19 protein-coding genes are annotated in these 19523 nt (G+C 70.7%); all 19 read left to right on the forward strand.

Annotation, left to right across the window (positions count from 1 at the left end):
• Nucleotides 1-127: 127 nt before the first annotated feature.
• Entirely contained in the window at nucleotides 128-622 is a 495-nt protein-coding gene (locus ACFWPT_RS06380) for a hypothetical protein (RefSeq protein WP_380479958.1), read from the forward strand.
• Between the two features lie 10 nt (nucleotides 623-632).
• Nucleotides 633-1241, forward strand: a complete 609-nt coding sequence (locus ACFWPT_RS06385) for a hypothetical protein (protein WP_380479960.1) — start codon at nucleotides 633-635, stop codon at nucleotides 1239-1241.
• A 26-nt stretch (nucleotides 1242-1267) separates the two neighbouring features.
• Entirely contained in the window at nucleotides 1268-1567 is a 300-nt protein-coding gene (locus tag ACFWPT_RS06390; RefSeq protein ID WP_380479962.1) for a hypothetical protein, read from the forward strand.
• Between the two features lie 10 nt (nucleotides 1568-1577).
• Nucleotides 1578-5750 (forward strand): phage tail tape measure protein, encoded by a 4173-nt coding sequence (locus ACFWPT_RS06395; protein WP_380479964.1) that lies wholly within the window; start codon nucleotides 1578-1580, stop codon nucleotides 5748-5750.
• A complete protein-coding gene (locus tag ACFWPT_RS06400) occupies nucleotides 5747-6655 on the forward strand; it encodes a hypothetical protein (RefSeq protein WP_380479966.1) in 909 nt (302 codons plus the stop codon). The genes ACFWPT_RS06395 and ACFWPT_RS06400 overlap by 4 nt, the downstream gene beginning before the upstream one ends.
• A 12-nt stretch (nucleotides 6656-6667) precedes the next feature.
• Nucleotides 6668-7597: a hypothetical protein gene (locus ACFWPT_RS06405; RefSeq protein WP_380479968.1), complete on the forward strand. Its 930-nt coding sequence runs from the start codon at nucleotides 6668-6670 to the stop codon at nucleotides 7595-7597.
• The gene (locus ACFWPT_RS06410) at nucleotides 7597-8691 is read left to right on the forward strand and encodes a hypothetical protein (protein WP_380479970.1); all 1095 of its coding nucleotides are present in this window, start codon (nucleotides 7597-7599) and stop codon (nucleotides 8689-8691) included. Before ACFWPT_RS06405 ends, ACFWPT_RS06410 begins: the two co-directional genes overlap by 1 nt.
• Nucleotides 8692-8693: 2 nt before the next feature.
• Nucleotides 8694-10706 (forward strand): hypothetical protein, encoded by a 2013-nt coding sequence (locus ACFWPT_RS06415; RefSeq protein WP_380479972.1) that lies wholly within the window; start codon nucleotides 8694-8696, stop codon nucleotides 10704-10706.
• Nucleotides 10707-10812: 106 nt separating this feature from the next.
• Nucleotides 10813-11085 (forward strand): hypothetical protein, encoded by a 273-nt coding sequence (locus ACFWPT_RS06420; RefSeq protein ID WP_380479974.1) that lies wholly within the window; start codon nucleotides 10813-10815, stop codon nucleotides 11083-11085.
• A gap of 890 nt (nucleotides 11086-11975) precedes the next feature.
• A complete protein-coding gene (locus tag ACFWPT_RS06425) occupies nucleotides 11976-12335 on the forward strand; it encodes a hypothetical protein (RefSeq protein ID WP_380479976.1) in 360 nt (119 codons plus the stop codon).
• Nucleotides 12336-12391: 56 nt separating this feature from the next.
• Nucleotides 12392-13246 (forward strand): peptidoglycan-binding protein, encoded by an 855-nt coding sequence (locus ACFWPT_RS06430; protein WP_380479978.1) that lies wholly within the window; start codon nucleotides 12392-12394, stop codon nucleotides 13244-13246.
• Nucleotides 13237-13527: a hypothetical protein gene (locus ACFWPT_RS06435; protein WP_380479980.1), complete on the forward strand. Its 291-nt coding sequence runs from the start codon at nucleotides 13237-13239 to the stop codon at nucleotides 13525-13527. The genes ACFWPT_RS06430 and ACFWPT_RS06435 overlap by 10 nt, the downstream gene beginning before the upstream one ends.
• Nucleotides 13528-13819: 292 nt before the next feature.
• Nucleotides 13820-14410, forward strand: coding sequence for a hypothetical protein (locus tag ACFWPT_RS06440; protein WP_380479982.1), 591 nt, complete (start codon nucleotides 13820-13822; stop codon nucleotides 14408-14410).
• Between the two features lie 283 nt (nucleotides 14411-14693).
• Nucleotides 14694-14993 carry a hypothetical protein gene (locus ACFWPT_RS06445; protein WP_380479984.1) on the forward strand — a complete coding sequence of 100 codons (300 nt, stop codon included), beginning with the start codon at nucleotides 14694-14696 and terminating at the stop codon, nucleotides 14991-14993.
• Nucleotides 14994-15022: 29 nt separating this feature from the next.
• Entirely contained in the window at nucleotides 15023-16117 is a 1095-nt protein-coding gene (locus ACFWPT_RS06450; RefSeq protein WP_380479986.1) for a hypothetical protein, read from the forward strand.
• Nucleotides 16118-16423: 306 nt separating this feature from the next.
• The gene (locus tag ACFWPT_RS06455; RefSeq protein WP_380479988.1) at nucleotides 16424-17563 is read left to right on the forward strand and encodes a hypothetical protein; all 1140 of its coding nucleotides are present in this window, start codon (nucleotides 16424-16426) and stop codon (nucleotides 17561-17563) included.
• A gap of 48 nt (nucleotides 17564-17611) precedes the next feature.
• On the forward strand, nucleotides 17612-18511 hold the full coding sequence (locus ACFWPT_RS06460; RefSeq protein WP_380479990.1) for a hypothetical protein: 900 nt from the start codon (nucleotides 17612-17614) through the stop codon (nucleotides 18509-18511).
• A gap of 97 nt (nucleotides 18512-18608) precedes the next feature.
• The gene (locus ACFWPT_RS06465; protein ID WP_380479992.1) at nucleotides 18609-19001 is read left to right on the forward strand and encodes a hypothetical protein; all 393 of its coding nucleotides are present in this window, start codon (nucleotides 18609-18611) and stop codon (nucleotides 18999-19001) included.
• Nucleotides 19002-19093: 92 nt separating this feature from the next.
• Nucleotides 19094-19495, forward strand: coding sequence for a hypothetical protein (locus ACFWPT_RS06470; RefSeq protein WP_380479994.1), 402 nt, complete (start codon nucleotides 19094-19096; stop codon nucleotides 19493-19495).
• Nucleotides 19496-19523: the final 28 nt, after the last annotated feature.

Genomic DNA, 19523 nt, shown 5'->3' on the forward strand with positions numbered 1-19523 from the left:
ACGCCCGACCACCGGTACGGGCCGACTCCCTTCCGCCGCCCTGCACTGGGGTGGTGCGACGAGGGGACGGGTCTCCGGCGGCGCATTGCATCCCGGGTGATCGTGTCCCCGGAAATGCGAGTCCAGCGTGGCATCCACGCAGCAGCAGCGGTACATGCGCCGCGGCGTCACGAAGGTGTACTTCGTCAAGGCGATCGCGGCCGCGACGAACATCCCGACCCGGCAGGAGCTGACCGCCGGCACCGACCTGTCCCGGCAGATCAGCGACATCGAGGGCTGGAGCCTGGAGAACTCCCCGATCGAAACCCCGGACCTGGGCGCGAAGTTCGCGACGTCGATCCCCGGCGAGGACAAGGCCGCGAACAGCTCGCTGACGTTCTACGAGGACCTGGGCGGCGACGCGATCGAGACGCTGCTGACCAAGGACGTCACCGGTTACGTCTGCATCTTCCGCAAGGGCGACGTCCCGCAGTCGAAGAGCCTCGACATCTTCCCGGTGCGCGTGGGCAGCCGCGCGTCGTCGTATAGCGCGGGTGCGGAGGCGGCGAAGTTCAAGGTCAGCTTCAGCATCTCGGACCTGCCGACTCTGGACGCGCCGGTTCCGGCCGCCACCGCGGCCTGAGGGGCTGGCGATGACGACCATGATGGTTGAGCCGCCGGTGCACGCGGTGGCCCGGGACGCGCACTGGCGAGCCAAGATGGCCCGGCTACGGGCCCGAGCCCTGCCGGAGCGGACCGTGTCGATCTGTGACGACGCCGGCGCCAAGCTCGCTGTCACCGAGGCGCAGATGCGGCTGGCGCAGGCCCGCGCTGCCGCCCGCACCGCCGGCGCCGGGCAGGGCATCAACGACGCCGAGGCGGAGGCCTTCACCGAGGCGCACCCGCAGGTCGTCATCGCCCGCTCGGTGCTCGCCACGGCCGAACGGGCCCTGGCCGACGCGACGGTGGAGATCACGTTCCGGGCCCTGCCGCGGCCGGCGTGGGATGCCCTCCTCAAGGCGCACGCGCCCACGGAGCAGCAGGCCGACCAGGGCATGGAGTACAACATCGAGACGTTCCCGGCCGCGCTGATCTCCTCGTCCCACGTCGAGCGTGACGAGACCGGCGCCGAGGTCGACGGCATGACCGTGGAGGATGCGCAGGTTCTCCTGGACGAGTGGTCCGACAGCGACGCGAAGTTGCTGTTCACCGGCGCGCTGGCTGTTAATCAGACCCTGCGGGTTGACCTGGGAAAAGGCTGACGGCCGACCCGCAGTTCCGCAGCGAGATGGAGCTGTGCGAGGCCTACCGGATCCCGCACTCGCAGCTGATGGGCGCGGGGGACGGCCGGTGGAGCGCCCTGGACCGGGCGAAGGCGGCGGCGTGGGCCGCGTGGCGGGCGGCCGTGTGTGAGGGGTGCGGCACGCGGCCCGCCGAGTGGGACGAGCAGCAGGGCGGAGACCGGCACGCCTACGTGGCGCAGACCAGCCGCTGCCTGGGCTGCGAACTGATCGAGATGGAGCAAGAGCAGGTCCCCGAGGGGACCGAGGGGCGCGGGGTGCGCATCGGGCTGATCAAGCCCAGTTAGGAGCAGCCCCGTGGCGGGCGCCTACACCCTCTACGTCCAACTGCAGGCAGCTTTCCCGCAGTTGACCGCCGGGCTGCGCGGTGGCGCGCAGCAACTGCGGCAGTTCGACGGGCAGCTCGCCGCCACCCGCGGCGAACTGGAACGGGTTGAGGCGGCCGCCGCCCGCCTTGGCCGGGCCCAGGTCGCGGCCGCCGAGCAGGCCGCAGCCTCCCAGACCGTCGTCCGCGAGGCCACGGAACGCTCCACCGTGGCGCAGCAGGCGGCGACCGCTGCTGCCGAACGCGCTGGCCGCGCCCAGGTGGTGGCCTCGCAGGCCGCTGCTCGCGCGGAGGCCGAGCACGCTGCGGCGATCGAGGCGACCACACGGGCGACCCGCGCCCAGGAGGTCGCCCAGACGATGGCCGCCCGCGCCCAGGCCGCCACGGGTACGGGCGCCGTCTCCGCGCAGCGCACCGCCGAGGCCGCCTCCACCTCGGCTGCCCGCGCGGCCGAGGCCCAGTCGGCGCAGGCGGCCCGTGCCGCCACCGCGCAGGAAGCCGCCGCCCGCGCGGCCGGGCTCGCCGAGCGGACCAGTGCCACCGCGGCGCAGGCCGGGGCCGCCGCCGCGCAGGCCCGTACCGCGCTGGCGTCCACCGAGGAGCAGGCCGCACGGCGCGCCGCGACCGCTGCTGCCGAGGTCAGCCGCGCGCAGACCGAAGCCGCCGCCGCGTCGCAGGCCGCCACGGCGTCCCGAATCTCCGGGTGGGTCACCGGCAGTCTCGCGCTCGGCGCCGTCCTGGCCGCCGGTGCTATCGGTGCGATCCGCCTTGAGCGGGAGATGGCCAACGTCCTGACCATCTCCGAGCAGATCGACAGCCGCAACGTCCGCGCGTTCACGGACGAGATTGTTCGCATGTCGACGGAACTCCCGCAGACCGCAAGCCAGTTGGCGCAGGGCCTGTACCAGATCGTGTCGACGGGCTTCGACGGCGCCGAAGCCATGTCGATCCTGCGGGTGGCGGCGATGGGTGCCTCGGCGGGTCTGACCAGCACGGAGACGTCGGCCACCGGATTGCTGGGTGTCCTCAAGGCGTACGGCATGCCGGCGTCCAAGGCGGCGGACGTCATGGACATCATGTTCCAAACCGTCAATAAGGGTGTCATTTCTTTCGAAGAGCTGAGCATGCAGCTCGGCGACGTCGTGCCGATGGCCGCCGCCGCAGGCGTCTCCTTCGAAGACGTGTCCGCCGCCCTCGCGGCGATCACCCTGGCAGGCATTCCCGCGGCGGAGTCCGCGACCAGCCTCAACATGTTGATGACCAGGTTGATGAAGCCCACGAAGGAACTGGGCGCGCTCTTCAAGGACCTCGGCTACGAGTCCGCGGCAAGCGCGATTCAGCAGGACGGCCTGTACGTCGTCATGAACAAGGTCAACGCGGCGACCGGCGGCCAGGCCGAAGCAACGGTCAACCTGTTCAAGGACATTCGGGCAGTTCGCGCGGCCTTGGCTCTGGGCGCGGCCGACGGGAAGAACTACGCGGACACCTACGAGGGCATCGCGATCGCGATCAACAGGGCGGACGCCACCCAGCGCGCGTACGCGATCCAGATGGACACCACCGCCGGGCAGTGGGACCTGTTCAAGAACAAGGCCTCCGCACTGGGCATGGACATCGCCCGCGTGCTGCTGCCGGTCCTCCAGGAACTCGCCCAGGACGCATCCATCGTCACGAGCGCCTTCAACTCCCTGCCGTCCGGGGTGAAGGAGACGATCGGCGCCCTGGTCGCACTCGGCGCCGTCGCCCTGGTCACCCGCGCCGGCATCGCCCAACTGTCCACCCAGTTCACGGCATTCCGCACGGCCGTCGCCGAGGCGCAGGCGGGCGGCTCCGCGTTGCCCGCGATCCTGCGCGGCACCAGCCTGGCCGTCACCGGCCTCACCGGCGTCCTCGCCCTCGGCGTCCTCGGCTACGCCGCCTACAGCTCGTCGAAGCAGAAGGCCAAGGCCGTCACCGACGACCTCACGCAGGCACTGCGCGCCGAACGCGAGCAGCAGGACGTCGGCGCCGGCATGCGGGCCCTCGCCCAGTCCCTCGCCAACAGCGACGACATGAAGAAGCTGAAGGCGGCCGGGCTGGAGATGACCGAGGTCATCGACGGCCTCATGAGCGGCGGCGACAAGCTCGCCGCGCTCAACGACAAGATCGACATGGCCAAGGCGAAGAGCTGGGACCCCAACGCCGGCGGCTACGACGTCAGCTTCGACAAGGCGAAGAAGATCCTCGACGACCGGCGGAAGTCCTGGTCCGACGCGATCAAGGCCGACGCCGAGCAGGCCACCGCGATGGACGTCGTCAACGCCAAGGTCAAGGCCTCGGTGCAGGCGAACCTGGAGGTGTGGTCGCCGTCGATGTCGCTGCCGACCGACAAGAACGGCACGCCCAAGTGGACCGACGAGATGAAGAACATGGCGAAGGTGCTCGGCAGCATCGTCGAGCCGGCGGACGCGTTCAAGGCGGCGCAGGACCGCGTCGCCGCGTCCAGCCGTGCCGGGGCGGTGCAGCTCGACCTCGCCAAGACGTCGGTGTCCGGCTACATCAAGGCCCTCAGTGAGCAGGCCCAGGCACAGAAGGGCTTCCAGCAGGACCTGGAGGAGCTGAGCGCGCGCGGCTACGGGCCGCTCGCCCAGCACTTCGCGCAGCTCGGCGACGCCAGCGCCGGCATGGCGCACGAACTCGTCGCCAACCTGAAGGCCGGGAAGTCCGGCGCAGCGGAGCAGCTGGCCGACCTGACCAGGGTCACCAAGGCGGGCCTGGACGACTACATGGGGGAGATGCGCCGCCAGCTCCAGACCCAGAAGGACTTCCAGGCGAACCTGTCCGAGCTCGCCGTCCAAGGCCGACTGGATTTGGCCGACCACTTCTCGAAGTTGGGCGTGTCCAGCTCGGGCATGCTCGCCGAGCTCGTCGGCCAGCTCAAGTCGGGGCAGACGAAGGTCGCCGACGAGCTGGAGTCGATCGTCACCGAGGGCACCGCCCGCTCCACCAACGCCTACCGCGCCGGACTGGAGCAGGTCCCGATGATCGCCCAGAAGTACGGCCAGGACACGGCACGCGCCTGGGCGGCGGCCGCCGAGACCGACGACATAGCGGCGTTCGGGAAGATCATGCAGCAGATGGCCGTGACGGATATGACGAACGCGGCGCGGGCCGGAGCCGAGGCATCCGGCAAGGAACTGTCTACCGGACTCGACCTCGTGACCCAGGTCGCCGGAGCGAAGGGCCTCGACTCGGCGAAGGCGTTCTCGCAGGCGCTGCTCGCCGGCGACATCAACGCCGCGATGGACATCCTCAAGACGATCTGGGGCAGCAAGCAGCCGATCAACGCACCGGACCTGTCGGCGGTGATCGGCGCGTTCAAGAACGCAGGCGGCGCCGCGAACTCGGAGTGGTCGTCGATGCTCACCCTGATCGCGCAGGTCTCGCAGAGCAAGGGCGCCGCCGCCGCGCAGGCCCTCACCTCCGCGCTGCTCAGCGGCGACATGAAGGCGGTCGAGGCGCAGCTCAACGGCATCGGCGCGTCCGTGAAGTCCATCCCCGGGTCGAAGACCATCAGCGTGAACGTCAACGCACCCAGCAGGATCGACATCCCGGTCGTGCTGTCACCGAAGGGCGCGGCGAACTTCAACGGCGGCGCCTGGGACTCCCCGTTCGCCGCGGTCAAGGCGGACGGTGGCATCGTCGAGTTCTACGCCAACGGCGGCATCCGGGCACCGCGCGGCCCGGAGAACCACATCGCGGAGATCGTCCCCGCCGGCACCTGGAGGGTGCTAGCGGAGCCGGAGACTTTGGGGGAGAGCTACATCCCCCTGGCCCCGGCCAAGCGCGCCCGCTCCAAGACGATCCTGGAAGAGACCGCGAGGCGCTTCGGCGGCACCGTGACGTACGGCGGCGACGCGGGCAAGTTGCACCTCGCCAACGGCGGCATCGTCACCGCCACCCGCACCACGGCTACGGCCCGGCCAGCGGCGGCGAAACTCGTCCCCGCCCGAAGCGGCACGACGGTCCTCGTACGCGAGAGCGCCCCGGCGCCGCTGGTCGGCTCGATGCCGATCACCGTCACCGGTGCCAGCGTGACCGGCGAAGACGTCGCCGACGCGGTGATGAGCCGCCTTCGCCACCTCAAGCGCGGGGGCCAGCTGTGACCGATCCGCTCATCGCCGACTGGCAGTTCGATGTCGCCGGAGTCCTCATCGGCCACGGCACCGACATCCCCGTCGAAGACGTCGACGGCATCGGCACCCCCGACAAGAAGCAGGGCTCACGGGAGATCCCCGGTGAGGACGGGGCCTATCCCGGGCGCGACCAGCTCGGCCCGCAGACCCTGCGCATCCGGGCGGCCATCCGCATGCCAGGCGACCCGGCCGCCGCACTCGACCGCCTCGCCGCCCTCGTCGCCACCGCCGACACCGAGGTCCGCCGCACCCCCGGAGCAACGGACGTCCTGCGGGCCCAGCGCCCCGGGCGGCCGGCCCGGCGCATGTACGGGCGCGTCCTCACCGCCCGCGCCGTGAGCCTCGCCACCGCCCCCTTCGGGTGGATCCCCGTCGAGATCATCTTCAGCGGCCTCGACCCGGCCTGGTACGCCGACACCCCGTCCGGAGTACTGCTGCACCTCGACGTCGACCCCCAGCGCAAGGACGGCTTCGAAGCCCCACTGCGGGCCCCGATGACGACCGGCACCGCCAACCCGGCCGCCCGGCCCGGCTGGGCACCCAACGCCGGCACCCGGCCCGCCTGGCCAACCCTGCGCATCACCGGGCCCGTGGTCAACCCGAAGGTCTGGCTCGAAGGCATCCCGGGAGCGGTCCTCGACTTCGACCTCGCGCTCGGCGACGGCGAGTGGATCGACATCGAGACCAGGCCCGGCACCCGGTGGGTGCTGCGCAACGGCGGCCAGGGCTCGGCAGCCGGAGCACTGCGTCGTGCCTCACGCCTCGACGCCTTCCGTATCCCCCCGGGTCGGACTGAGGTCCGCTGGACCGCCCAGGACGCCACCAACACCGCCCGCCTGTCCGTGACGTGGCGAGACGCCCACTCCTCCCTGTAAGGACCCCTGACGATGACGCTCATCCAGCCGCCCCTGATGGTCACCGGCGCCGTACACCCGGCCCGCGCCCTACGCATGATGGTCCGTGACCTGTCCCGAGGCTCCCAGGGGGTGACCGAAGGCGGCGACCTCAAGGTCCGCCAGACCGCGACCCCTGGCCCGGGGGTACGAGTCGGCGTCGGCTCCGCGATCGTGCGCGGCGCGGCGTTCGGCCAGGGCTCCTACACCCAGTACAACGTCGGCGACCACCTGGTTCCGATCGCGCCCACCGGCGGCACCGGCCGCACCGACCTGCTTCTCCAGCGGATTGAGGACCCCGACTTCGAAGGGACGCGCGACCCGGCGAAGGAGGACATCGGCTACTTCCACGTCATACCCGGCGTCTCGGCGACGGCCAGCACCCCGCCGCCGGGCATGACCGCGCTCCCGCTCGCCCGCATCACCATCCCGCCGAACTGCCAGACCATCACGGACGCGATGATCACCGACCTGCGGCAGGTCGCCAACCCGCGAAGTGAGCACCAGGTCCGCGTCATCGGTTCCTTCGGGTACTCAGAGATCGGCGGCCAGACCAAGGTGTGGCAGGAGTGGCCGGCCTCCGCTGGGGCCCGGGTCAGCATCGACGTGCCCGAGTGGGCGACGTCCGCGTACGTGGTGACGGCCCTGAACGGCCTGCGCATCACCGACAGCGTCAATATCGGGTTTCGGCAGATGATCGCAGGCGTCGCCGGCAACGAGGACATCGTCGACGCCGACGCCGTCTCCTACATGGGACGTACCGGCTCCAAGATGGTCGACCAGTACTGGTGGCGCCCAGAGCAGCGCGGCACCAGCCAGACGCTCACGGTGCAGGCCACGCGCTACGCCGACCAGGGCAACATCGACGTCAACGGCAACACGACCATGCTCTGTGAGGTCGACTTCGTCGAAGGCGTCTACTGATGCCCGGCCCCGCCTACCGGTACTTCACGACGCACGCCGTCACCGGCGAGGTCCTGGCCTGGGACCTGCCCCTGACCAATGTGGTCTTCGGACCGGAGCTGGCCGGGCCCGGCTCCATGCGCGGCACCCTCGAACCCAAGTTCGCGCACCTGGGCCCCCGGCAGAGCGACGCCGGAACGGTGTGCCTATGGGCCGAGCGCGACCAGCAGCTCATGTGGGGCGGGCTGATCTGGCGCGCCCTGCCGGAGGGCGCCCGCCGGCCGATCGAGGCAGCCGGGTTCAGCTCCTACCTGACCAAGCGCCGGGACCTGCACGGCAACCTGGGCGGGCGCGGCCCCTACCAGGGCACGGACCCGTGCCGGGTGATCGCCGACGTGTGGTCGTACTGCCAGGAACAGCCCGACGGCTCTCTCGGCGTACGGGTCGACCTGCCGCCCGACGGCTCGCCACTGCGCCTGGGCGACGCCGAGCGCCCCTACACCACCAAGGAGTGGGAAGCCCCGGCCCTGGTGAACATCGTCCGGGACTGCACCGCGCTCGACCGCGGCCCCGAGTGGACGGAGACCGTCGCCTGGGACGGTGAACGCCCGGACCGGCGCATCACCGTCGCCTGGCCACGCCTGGGCACCCGCCGCGACGACCTGCACTTCGCGAGCGGCGTCAACATCGCCCGCAACCCGCAGGTGGCCACCGAAGCCGACGAGTTCGCTCAGGTCGTCGTCGGCCTCGGCGCGGGCGAGGGCTCCGCCCGGATCCGCGCCACCGACGCCGTGCGCGACGGCCGCCTGCGCATGGAACACGTGCTCGACCGGCCGTCCATCTCGGACCAAGGCCTTCTTGCTCAACTTGCCCGCGCCGAACGGGCCCGGCGCCAGCAGCCGGCCGCGGTCGACGAGATCACGGTCATCGACCACCCGGCCGCGCCCATGGGCGCCTGGTCTGTGGGCGACGACGTCCAGGTGAGCGTCCACGACGAGTGGGGCGACTTCGACGGCTGGTGCCGGATCACCGGCTGGCAACTCCGCCCAGCGGAAGGCGACAACCCCGAGACCGCCACCCTGCGCCTCACCCGCGCCTACACCACCGGAGCCTGACCGTGCCCAACCCGATCGATGAACTCGCCCGGAGAATATCCGCGTTGGAGACGTCGCTGACCGAGGCGAGCCGGTCCTCCCGGCTCGCCTACAGCAGCATCGACGACGGCGCGCTCACCGTCACCTCCGGCGGCAAGCTGCGCGCCATCATCGGGCAGCAGCCCGACGGCACCACCGGCATCACCGCCGTCAACGGTCCCGTCCCGCCCGCGCCGACTGCGCCGACCGCGACACCGGCCCTCGGCGGCGTCCGCGTCAGTTGGGACGGCCGGTTCGTCAACGGCTCTCCCAGCCCCCTGGACCTGGCCCGTGTCGAGGTCCACGCCGCACCCGCCGCCGGCTCTGCCCCGTCACCGGTCACCCTCGTCACCACGATCGACACCCCGCAGGGCGGCGTCGTCACCGTCCCGACCAGTACCCCGGTGTGGGTCGTTCTGGTGGCGCGCACCACCTCCGGCAAGGCGTCGGCGCCGTCGGCCGCCGCGTCCGCCGGGCCCGCCCCGGTCGTCGCCCAGGAAGTTCTGGCTGGCATCGTCGGCGAACTCCAGCTCGCCGCCGACGCGGTCACCGCAGCGAAGATCGCCACCGGCTCGATCAGCGACAAGGCCCTCGCCGACGCCGCCGTGACCGCCACCAAGCTCGGCCAGGCCGCCGTCGTCGCCGGGAAGATCGCCCAGGACGCCGTCACCAACGGAACGATCGCCGCCGACGCCATCACCGCCCGCGAGATCGCCGCCGGAGCGATCACCACCAGTGAACTCGCCGCTGGCGCCGTGACCACGTCCACTCTGGCCGCCGGAGCCGTCACTACCGGCCAGCTCGCAGCCAGCGCCGTCACGGCGTCGAAGGTGTCCAGCAACGCGATCACCACGTCCAAGCTCGCCGCCGATGCAGTGGCAGCGGGCAAGATCGCCGCAGATGCCGTCACCGGCCGAGAGATCAAGGCCATGTCGATCACGGCCGACAAACTTGCCGCGAACTCGATCACCGCCGACAAGCTCGCCGCGGGCTCGGTCACCGCCGCGTCCCTGTCCGCAGACGCCATCGACGGACGGACCATCACGGGCGTGACGATCAGCGGCGGGACCGTCACCGGCGGTACCATCCAGACCGGCCAGACGGGGCGGAGGGTGATGCTCGCGCCGACCGACCCGGTGAACGGCACTTCGTCCCCTTCCGCCCTCCTCTACTCGGGAGCGTCCGCAGAGCGGGCACCGGCCCGGCTGAGCGCCAACGTGCAGAACACTCCAGACGGAAGCGCGCCGAGCACTACCCTGTCCAGCCCACAGGTGACACCCGACGGCGTGCACACCAGCCGCCTGGTGCTGGCTGCCGGCGGCCCGGACTCCGGATACGCCTCCCAGGGGCGGGCGACGATGGAATCAGTCGGCGGCTGGCAGTCTGGTGGAGCCTCCGTCACGACCACCTCGGGGACGACCTCGGGGACCGCCGAGGCGACGGTCATCGCCACAGCCCGACGCCAGGACAACGCCAAGAGCGCGATCCAACTGCTCAGCCCTTCGCAGCACATCGTGCAGCTCGTCGACCAGGTCGCCGCGACCTACCTCGACAATTCCGGACTGACCATCAGGGCGCTGGCCGGACGGATGCTGCTGCAGAGCCGCGACGGTATCCGAGTGCAGGGAGGCGACGTCGTCGTCACCAGCGGCGTTGTCCGGGCTGAGGCGGCATCGTGGGTGGCACCGACGTTCCAGGGCGGTTGCTCCTCGCTCATGGGATGGCGCTCGGTCGGCGTGAAGCGGATGCCCGACGGCATGGTGGCGCTGCGCGGGATCGCCGCCGTTCCGGCCGGATTCGCAGGTGGGGTCGTGGCCGTCGTGAACGACCCCGCACTGCGGTCCAAGGAAGGTGAGGTGTTCGTCGTGGCCGCGGCGAGCCCGCCGACGGCGACGCTCTTCCTGCAGCCGAACGGGAACTTGGAAGTCTGGAACACGACAGGGTCGTTCGGGGGCTGGGTCAGCTTCAGTGGGGTGCAGTGGTCCTGCGTGGACTGAGAACAGCTGCGCTGAGGCCGGCGGGCCCGGTACCCACGGGTGCCGGGCCCGCCAGCGGCTAGGCCTGGCGTCCGCCAGGGCGCCGCCGGTTCACGATACGGCGACGATGGCGAGGGCGGCCGGACTGCTCCAAGACCCGCGCCGCAGGCTCGACTCGGGCCTCGACGTGCTGCGCGGCTCGTCGGCGCGAGGCTACCCGGTGGAGGTGGGCGACGCGGCTGGAGCGGTGCTGCACGAGCGTGGCCGGTTCGAGCGGGGTCGCCCGGCCACGCAGGAGCCGCTCGCTGATGAGATCGGCGGTGAGGTGGCCGGTAGTGCTGATGAATGCCTCGCTGAGGAGAGCGAGAAGGAAGTCGAGCACGGTGTGGATCTCCAATGAGGTACGCCGATTAGGGGCTGGAGACCCGTGCGAGAAGCCGCTAGGCGGCGAGTTGGAATCGGGCACCCCCGCACGGGCCAATGAAGGCCGTGCTGGGGGCATCGGGGGAGGGCGGGGATGCTGCGGCGCCGTACGCCGCATGCCATCGACAGTGGTAGAACCTCGGAAAGCCCTGAGCCTGGCGGGTGCGCGGCGTGTCCAGCAGCGAGGAGGGCCACGGACAAGCTCGCGGCGAGCGCGACGCCGGAGGCAAGGCGGTAGAGGCGGCGCTCGAACTCGCCCGGCCATGCGACAAGTTCGGTACGCGGAGGGGGAACAGCGATCGCCGCGGTGAGTGCGTGGCGCAACTGGTCGTCGATGTCCGTGAGCGCGTCTGCGAGCGGCTGGTCCGACGACAGCGCGGCGGTGATCATCGCTGTCAGGCGAGGGTGGAGGAACGTTGCCCATCGTGCCAGTCGCACTTCTCGGACCTGGCACCGCCGCGACCGGAAAAGCCAGTCGAGGTCGATGCTGGGGATGGCCGATTCGTGCTCGGGGCAGATCTTGGATTGGAAGGCTCTGCCGGTTGCCATCTCCGGCACCCACACGCTGACGCGGGTGTCGGCGTTGACGAGGCTGGCGATAGACCTGTGCGGGCGGTGCAGTCCCAGTGGCCGCGTGCCAAGCCCAGCCAGGAGGTAGCCCCGGGCCGTGATGCGGGGAAGGCTCTCGGATTGGGTGGCGATCGGCATGGCGGTGACACTATCGACGGTGCACCGGATGGCGGCGGCCGTTGGTCCGGCTTTCACACCATCGGGTGATCTCGGGCTTGACGCCTTCGTGGATTCCGCCCGCTGCCGGGCAGGCCGTACGATGGTTTCTGGCGCGGGGAACGCCTGTTCGGAGTTGTAGTGAGCGTCCCGCCGACCGCAGAACCCACCCTGGGGGAGCTCCAGCGTGCCCTGTTCCAACTCCGGGAGGACCAGCGCGACGGCATCGCCGGACTGCGGGAGAACCTGCGGGCTGACCTTCAGGTCCTGGCCGGGCGGATCGAGCAGGCCGTGACCAAGGACGTCTACTCCTCGGATCAGCGGCTCATCGATCAGCGTCTCGTCGTCATCGAGCGGGACCTTGCGGCGGAGGGGCGGGCCCGGGAGTCCGCCGAGACGGCGGCAGTTGCCGCCCGTCGGTGGCTGGTCGGTGCGTTCATCGCGCCGCTGGTCGTGGCCGCGCTGCAGCTGTGGCTCCTCTCCAAGGGCGGGCACGCGTAGGCAGCTGGCGCCTAGCAACATCACCTGGTGCGCGGGGGAGAAACGCGAACCACACCTTGGCAACTCCTCTGAGCGCCGACGGCTTCCTCAACTCCCTTCGGGGTGAGGGCCTTTCCGTCACCGAGGTCGGTGACTGGCGTAACCACAACCGCGACCACAAGGGCGCGTGGGGGCCGGTCCACGGCATCGTGATCCACCACACCGCCACCTCCGGCACCGACAACTCCGTGCAGATCTGCCGCGACGGCTACGCGGGTCTGCCCGGCCCGCTGTGCCACGGCGTCATCGACCGCGACGGCGGCGTGCACCTGGTCGGCTACGGCAGGACCAACCACGCCGGCGCCGGTGACGGCGACGTTCTCCAGGCCGTGATCGCCGAGCGGGCCCTGCCGTCGCCCGACCAGGCCAACACCGACGGCAACTCCCGCTTCTACGGCTTCGAGTGCATCAACACCGGTACCGGGGCGGAGGGCTGGCCGGACGGCCAGGTCGAGGCCATGGTGCGGGCCGCCGCGGCGGTGTGCCGGGCGCACGGCTGGAGCGAGCGGTCCGTAATCGGCCACAAGGAGTGGCAGCCGGGGAAGCCGGACCCGCGCGGCATCGACATGAACGAGTTCCGGGCCCGGGTCGCTGCCCGGCTCGGCAACCGGCCCACTCCGCAGCCGTCCGGCCCGCCGCCGTTCCCGGGCCGGGACGCCTTCGGGCCGGGTCGGGTCAACGACTCGATCCTCCAGCTCGGTCAGCAGCTGGTCCGCAAGGGCTTCGGCGGCGCCTACAAGGTCGGGCCGGGTCGTTCCTGGGGCGAGGCCGACCGGGCGGGCGTCGCCGCGTTCCAGCGCGCCCAGGGCTGGGGCGGCTCCGACGCGGACGGCCTGCCCGGCCCCTCCACCTGGAGCCGACTGTGGTCCTGACCAACACCCCCGCGAACGAGAAGAGTTCGGTGAACCTGTACCTGTCGCTGCTGCGCACGGGCGTGCCCGCCCTGGTGGGCTGGCTCGTCGCGGTCGCCGCCCGCTACGGCCTCGACCTCGATTCCGGCGCCCTCGCCGGCATCCTGGTGCCGGTGGTGTCCTTCGCGTACTACGCGGTGTTCCGGCTCGCCGAGCACTGCCTGTCGCCCCGGTGGGGCTGGCTGCTCGGCTACGCGAAGCCGCCCGCCTACCCGGGGGAGAAGGCCGCTCTGCCACATTGAGCGGGCCCTGCCCGCGCTGCCGTGCACCGGCGCCCGCCGGTGATCGTCGGACCGACCGGGCAGGGCTCCCGGGAGCGTCGCGCCCACGAGTAACCCGCCCCACGCCCGGGGCGAGCTGAAAGGGGCCGCAAGACGGCGCCACTCCGGAGAACAAGTTGGGCCCCCGTTCCGCATGGAATGGGGGCCCGACCTCTTGGATTTTCTACTCTACCACCGGCCCTGGAACCCGGTTTTCCACAGGCCTGGGCATAGACTTAATACTCACTTTTCAAGATGGCAGGGAGTGGCGAAAGTGAGTGGTACGAAGCCGAAGCCGGTACTCGTCGGCGCGACGGAACTCGCGGCGATCTACGACGGTCCGCCGCGCAACACGGCGCAGTGGATCCAGCGCGGGCAGCTGGACTACAGCCAGGCGGTGATCATCAGTGGGCGGGCCTACTGGACGCTGGGGTTCGCCGTGGCCCTGGGCGAGGCGTTCGCGCGCGAGAAGACGCCGAACATGGCGGTGGTCGAGGAGTTGCTGACGGCGCAGTCGCCGGGGCGCAGCCTCGTGTCGGCTCTGACGGTGAGCCGGGACAAGTTGCCGCCGATCGTCGGCAGGCAGGAGGTCGCCGCGATGGTCAACGAGGACAGCAACCAGTGGACGGCCCGGATGGAGGGGGCGGCGAAGGCCGGTACGTTCCCGGAGCCGGACTGGTACCTGTCCGGTTCGCCGTTGTGGCTGCTGGACTCCGCACTGGCCGGCATCGTGGCCATGCAGGGGGTCGCCAGGGTCAAGCCGCCGGTGCTCGACGAGTCGGTGGTGGAGAGCTTGCGGGGCGGGCTGTACGACGGACCCGGCTCCAAGATCCTCGCGCGCGGTGTGAAGAAGAAGGAGAGTTGACCCACCTCCTTTTGTGAGTATAGAATCTAACTCGTGAGGGTGAGTGAAGGGCTCATCCGCCAGGGTTAGGAATCACTCATGGGTGCGCGCTCCCCGCCGTGTATTGATGCAGCGGTCGGCGCCCGGTCGTCCAGTCCTGAAGGGGCGGTCGACTGGAGATTCGACTTGTATGGGGACTCTTGCTTAGTATCCCCATCAAGTTGAGGGGAGAGGCGCCGTGCCCGCTGTCACTCAAGACCACCTGCCCGGTCTGGAATCATCCGTTCGCCGCATCGTTGTGCCCGTGCCCCAGTCAACCCAGGGGGCATCGATCCAGGAGAGGTTCGAGCACTTCCACTCGGTGAACCCCTGGGTGCTCACCGAGCTGGAACGGCTCACCGCCGAGTGCGTCGAGGCGAAGTTCGCCAAGGTCAGCCTCGGCATGCTCTTCGAGCTTGTCCGCTACAGCTACGGCCGCGCCACCCTCGGCGACGACGACTTCCGGCTGAACAACGACTTCCGCAGCCGCTACGCCCGCCTGCTCATCGACCTCCACCCCGAGTGGGCACCACGCATCGAAGTCCGCGCCCTGCGAACGGACTGAGCGCCACATGACCTCTTGGAGAAACACCCGTGCCACCCAAGCTCAACTCCCGCAAGCCCACCGGCATCGTCCCCTGGCCGTTCATCCTCGCCGAGGGTGAGGAAGGTGCCGGAAAGTCCTACGAGGCCATCGCGTTCAGCGCCTGCGACCGCGTCGGCCAGATGTACGTGATGGACTTGGCCGAGGGGTCCGCTGACGAGTACGCCGGCATCCCCGGAGCCAAGTTCGAGGTGATTGTTCACGACGGCTCATACCAGTCCATCGCCGAGCAGGTCGAGGCGGTGTGGTGGGAGGCCCGCCGGGCCGCGATCGCCGGTGAGCCACCCGTCGTGTTCGTCATCGACTCCGGCTCGGCGCTGTGGCGGATGCTGTCGAACTGGACGTACGAGCGCGCCAAGCGCAGCGACCGCAACCGGGCCAAGCTCGCCGAGAACCCGGACGCGAACCTCGACGTCGGCCGCCACTTGTGGAACGACAGCATCGAACGCTGGTACCGGATCATCCACATGCTTCAGACGATGCCGGGCATCGCCATCATGCTCGCCCGAGGCAAGGAGGTCTCGGCGACCGACGGCAACGGGCAGCCGCTCGTCGTACGGGGCCGCGCCGTGAAGGAGTGGAGGGTCAGCGCCCAGAAGGACATCGGCTTCGACTCCACGGTGTGGGCGCGGATGCGCCGCGACCAGCCCACTGAACTGGTCAGGGCCCGCACCTTGAGGTTCCGTGTGGAGAGCGGCAAGCCCATGCCGCTGCCGGACTTCTCCTACGAGAATCTGATCTTCGACATGCTCGGATGCTCAGCCGAGTCCCAGCCCCGCGACATGCCCGAGCTGACTGGCGACCGTACCGGCCCGTGGATGAAGCGCATCGCCTCGGCCGCCGACCGCGACGCCTGCGTGGCCCTGTGGAAGGAACTCGACGCGGGCCCGGAGACCGGGCTGTCCGAAGCCGAGTGGAAGACGGTGCGCTTGGCCGTCCAGGCCCGGGTGCGGGAGCTGGCCGCGCCGCCGACGACTATCGACGATGTCCCGGAGAGCGATGCCGCCCGGCTGCGGGCCGCCGCCGAGGCGCAGCAGGCCGACGCCGACGCCGAAGTCCTCGCCGGCGCGGCAGCCGCCGCCTAGCACCCTGGCTGGGCCGCCCGAAGACCGGGCGGCCCGGCCGGAAGGAATCCGAGATGAACGCCCACCCCCCTGCCGTCGCGCCCCGGTGCAACGGCTCGGCCTGCCACGGCCGTTGCGACTGCTGCACCGAGTGCGGCATGCCGCCCGAGGACTGGTGTCCCGGCTGTGCCGGTTGCGACTGCGTCCCGCCCTGCGACTGCCCGCCCGGCACCTGACCGGCCCGGCACCCACGTCACCGTTCCGGGGCGCGGCCCGCCTCCGCCGCGCCGCGCCCCGTCTTTCACGACCTCTTGGAGCAGTACACCCATGTCCACCCCCGTCCTCGACCTGCCGGAGTCGCCATCCATCTGGGTCGCCGCCGACGCCGTCGACCAGGCCCGGCCACGGTCGAAGCAGCGCCAGCTCGGCGCGTCCGACCTCACCTGCGAGCGCCGTGCCGCGTACATCCACCACGGCTGGGTGCCGACCGACCGCGTCGTCAGCCCGGCCGCGATGCTCGGCACCTACATCCACGAGGGCCTGACCACCGCCGCCCGCAAGGAATTCGGCTGGCTCGTCGAAAAGCGGGTCGCCGACGCGGTGATCCGGGGCGGCATCGACGTCGTGCAGCTCGACCGGGCCATCGCCCGGCAGTTGCCGCGCCGTCTGCGCCCCAAAGTGCCCGCCGACGTGAACACCGTGGAGGACATCAAGACCCGCACGATCTACCGCTGGGACGAGGCGATCCGCTACGGCGCCACCGCCGGTGAACTACGACAGGTCATGACCTACGTGCGGCTGCTGCGCACCGGCGGCTTCTCCGATGTCGACGGGCAGCGGGTCCTGGCCCGACTCGGCCCGATCCCGGTCGAGCGGGTGCGGATGCGGTTCATTTGCCGGGACAACGGCGAGGAGTTCGTCCAGGAGTTCCCCTACGACCCGGAGATCGCCGAGGAAGCGGTGTGGTGGCTGGAGCGGATCACCGAGACCGAGCACCCCGAGCAGGCACCCAGGACGTTCTACGGCCCCGGCATCGACGCCGTGTGCGACTACTGCCCGTTCGCGACAGCCTGCTGGGGTAAGCCGAAGGCTGGGCGGCCGGTGCAGGCCAACCTGGTGCACAACCGTGAGGACGTGGCCGTGCACCTCGCGGACTACGTCGACGCCCACAAGGACTGGGTGGAGGCCGAGCGGATCAAGAAGTTCGTGCGCAAGGCCGTCGACGGCGCTGCCGCGGGTCCTTACGGGCGCAACGTCCTGGCGTGGCGGGGCGAGGACAAGACGGCGGAACAGCCCGACCTCAAGGCCATGATCGAGCTGTTCGACTTCCTGGACGCGCCGATCCCGACGGTCCCGGACGCGGAGCGCATGGTGAGGGCCCTCGTGACCGCCGGCATCGCGGTGCCGACGCGCAAGGTCGTCAAGCGGGCCACGCGCCGGATCGACGTCAAGGCGGCCCCCAAGTGAGCGCGGTGCAGCACCGACCCGCACTGCGCCGCCGAGGGGGAGCCCCACATGTCGATACAACTCATGGTCGCCGCCGCGTACCTGCCGCCGGACGTCATCAGCAACCCCGCCGAGAAGCTGGCGTTGATGAAGATCTGCGACAGTGCGGACGACGAGAGTCGCCTCTCCAGTCCCGGTCTGCGTCGCATGACGGCGTGGACCTGCGTGTCGGAGAAGCGCACGATCACCCTGGTCACCAACCTCGTGGAGAAGGGCTTGGTCGAGCGCGTGGAGGTCGGCAGGCCGGGCCGCGCCGCCCTCTACAAGGTTTTCCCGGCCGGCGTGCCGCACACTCCGGACAAGGACGAACTGCGCGAGAGGCAGCGGGCGGCGGTCACCGCGCCGCGTAACCCCCGCCTGGCGCGGCCCCGCACCGCGCGAGCTTCGCCGGCGGCCCCCGCGCGTACGTACCGGGACATTGAAGAGCGGGAGTTTCTGGCGGCCGAGCGCCGTGGGTTGCCCGAGGGGAACCCACTATCACCGGGCCCGGAGGTTCCCTTGGGGGAACCCAGTACGTTGCCCCGAGGGAACCCAGCACGTTGCCCCGGGGGAACCCCTTCCTTTCCTTCTCCTACCTACGTTCTTCCTACCCCCCTACCCCCCACGGCTGGCGCCGCGGGGGAGGCGGCGGACCTGGAGGATTCGAAGGCGCGGCCGTGCTCGCGGCACCGGAAGGTCGCAACGAACTGCCGGGCGTGCGGCACCAGCGCCAGGGCGCAGCGGCAGTCGGAGGAGGAGCAGCGCAAGGTGGCGCAGCGGCAGTCGGAGGAGGAGTGGATGGAGGGGTTTCGGCGGGACGCGCAGGAGCAGCGGCGGCAGGCGGAGGCCAACGCGGAGGTGGCGCAGGCTGCGCGGCGGAAGGCGTACGAGGCCGCTCGGGCGGCTCGCCTCCACGCCAGAGATAACTAGTAGGTAACTGGGTGTCGGGAGTTGCGCCCCGAAGAAGTTAGAGTATAAAATCTAACTACGAGGTGGGGGAGGCCCCACGGGAACGAAGGGAACGTCGATGCTGCTGCCCGCGCTCATCAACACCAAGGACGACCAGGGGCGGTGGACCTGCGCCCTCGACTACTCCAGCATCCTCGACCCGCTCATCCGCGACATCGCCACCGAGCGCGCCGACAGCGAGGACATCGACCACGACCTCGACCAGATCGCCGACCTTGCCCAGCGCGTCAAGGCTGCGCCCGACCGGGACGCCGCCGAAGACCCCGCAGCGGAACTCTCCGAGCGCGTCGACCAATTCCTCGACTCCCTCGGCCACCGCCGCCACGAATTCCCCGCCGAACCCAACCGGTTCGACATCGGAAACGCCCACGCCCAGGCCGCCAAGCTCCACGCGATGGCCGACAAGCTCACTGCCTGGGCCAGCCGGCACGCCGCCAAGCAGGCGGCCTAACCCCCCCCGTGCGGCCGGGGATTGAAGCCCCCGGCCGCCCCCAACTTGTATGGGCACTCATTCAAGAGTCGTCGAACATGTCAGGAGAGACCGTGCTATCGCCCGACCTGCCCGTCCTCGCCCCCGCCTACCGCCCGATCACGGAACTCGCCCGCAGACACGGCATCCCCTTCCACCTCGCCACCCGCGGCCGCCCCAGCCTCCACCTGCACCTGCCCGACAGATCACTCCTCGCCGTCACCGACGACGGCATAGGCGGAGCAGCAGCCCGCAAGCCGAGCGGCGCCACCGGCTGGGCGGTCACCCGCACCCTCGCCACCGGCCAGCGCGCCACCGTCTACGACTCCACCCTCACCGGCCGCTACCACCACCTCGGCACCGACCCCGGACCCCTCCTCGGCGCCCTCGCCCGCTACCTGCCACCCACCCCCTCCCCGAAGCCCACCCGCGCCCGGCGGCGCGGACTTCTGCACCGCCTCCTGCGCCTGGCCTGACCCGCCCACCCTCGACCTCTTGGACCCC

This window comes from Kitasatospora sp. NPDC058478, from assembly GCF_042720345.1.
In the GTDB taxonomy this organism is placed as follows: Bacteria; Actinomycetota; Actinomycetes; order Streptomycetales; family Streptomycetaceae; genus Kitasatospora.

Bases quoted from the DNA above. Each gene is read 5' to 3' on its own strand.
- ACFWPT_RS06385 (WP_380479960.1), top strand. From the start codon at position 633: ATGACGACCATGATGGTTGAGCCGCCGGTGCACGCGGTGGCCCGGGAC.
- ACFWPT_RS06390 (WP_380479962.1), top strand. From the start codon at position 1,268: ATGGAGCTGTGCGAGGCCTACCGGATCCCGCACTCGCAGCTGATGGGC.
- ACFWPT_RS06405 (WP_380479968.1), top strand. From the start codon at position 6,668: ATGACGCTCATCCAGCCGCCCCTGATGGTCACCGGCGCCGTACACCCG.
- ACFWPT_RS06410 (WP_380479970.1), top strand. From the start codon at position 7,597: ATGCCCGGCCCCGCCTACCGGTACTTCACGACGCACGCCGTCACCGGC.
- ACFWPT_RS06420 (WP_380479974.1), top strand. From the start codon at position 10,813: ATGGCGAGGGCGGCCGGACTGCTCCAAGACCCGCGCCGCAGGCTCGAC.
- ACFWPT_RS06455 (WP_380479988.1), top strand. From the start codon at position 16,424: ATGTCCACCCCCGTCCTCGACCTGCCGGAGTCGCCATCCATCTGGGTC.
- ACFWPT_RS06460 (WP_380479990.1), top strand. From the start codon at position 17,612: ATGTCGATACAACTCATGGTCGCCGCCGCGTACCTGCCGCCGGACGTC.
- ACFWPT_RS06465 (WP_380479992.1), top strand. From the start codon at position 18,609: ATGCTGCTGCCCGCGCTCATCAACACCAAGGACGACCAGGGGCGGTGG.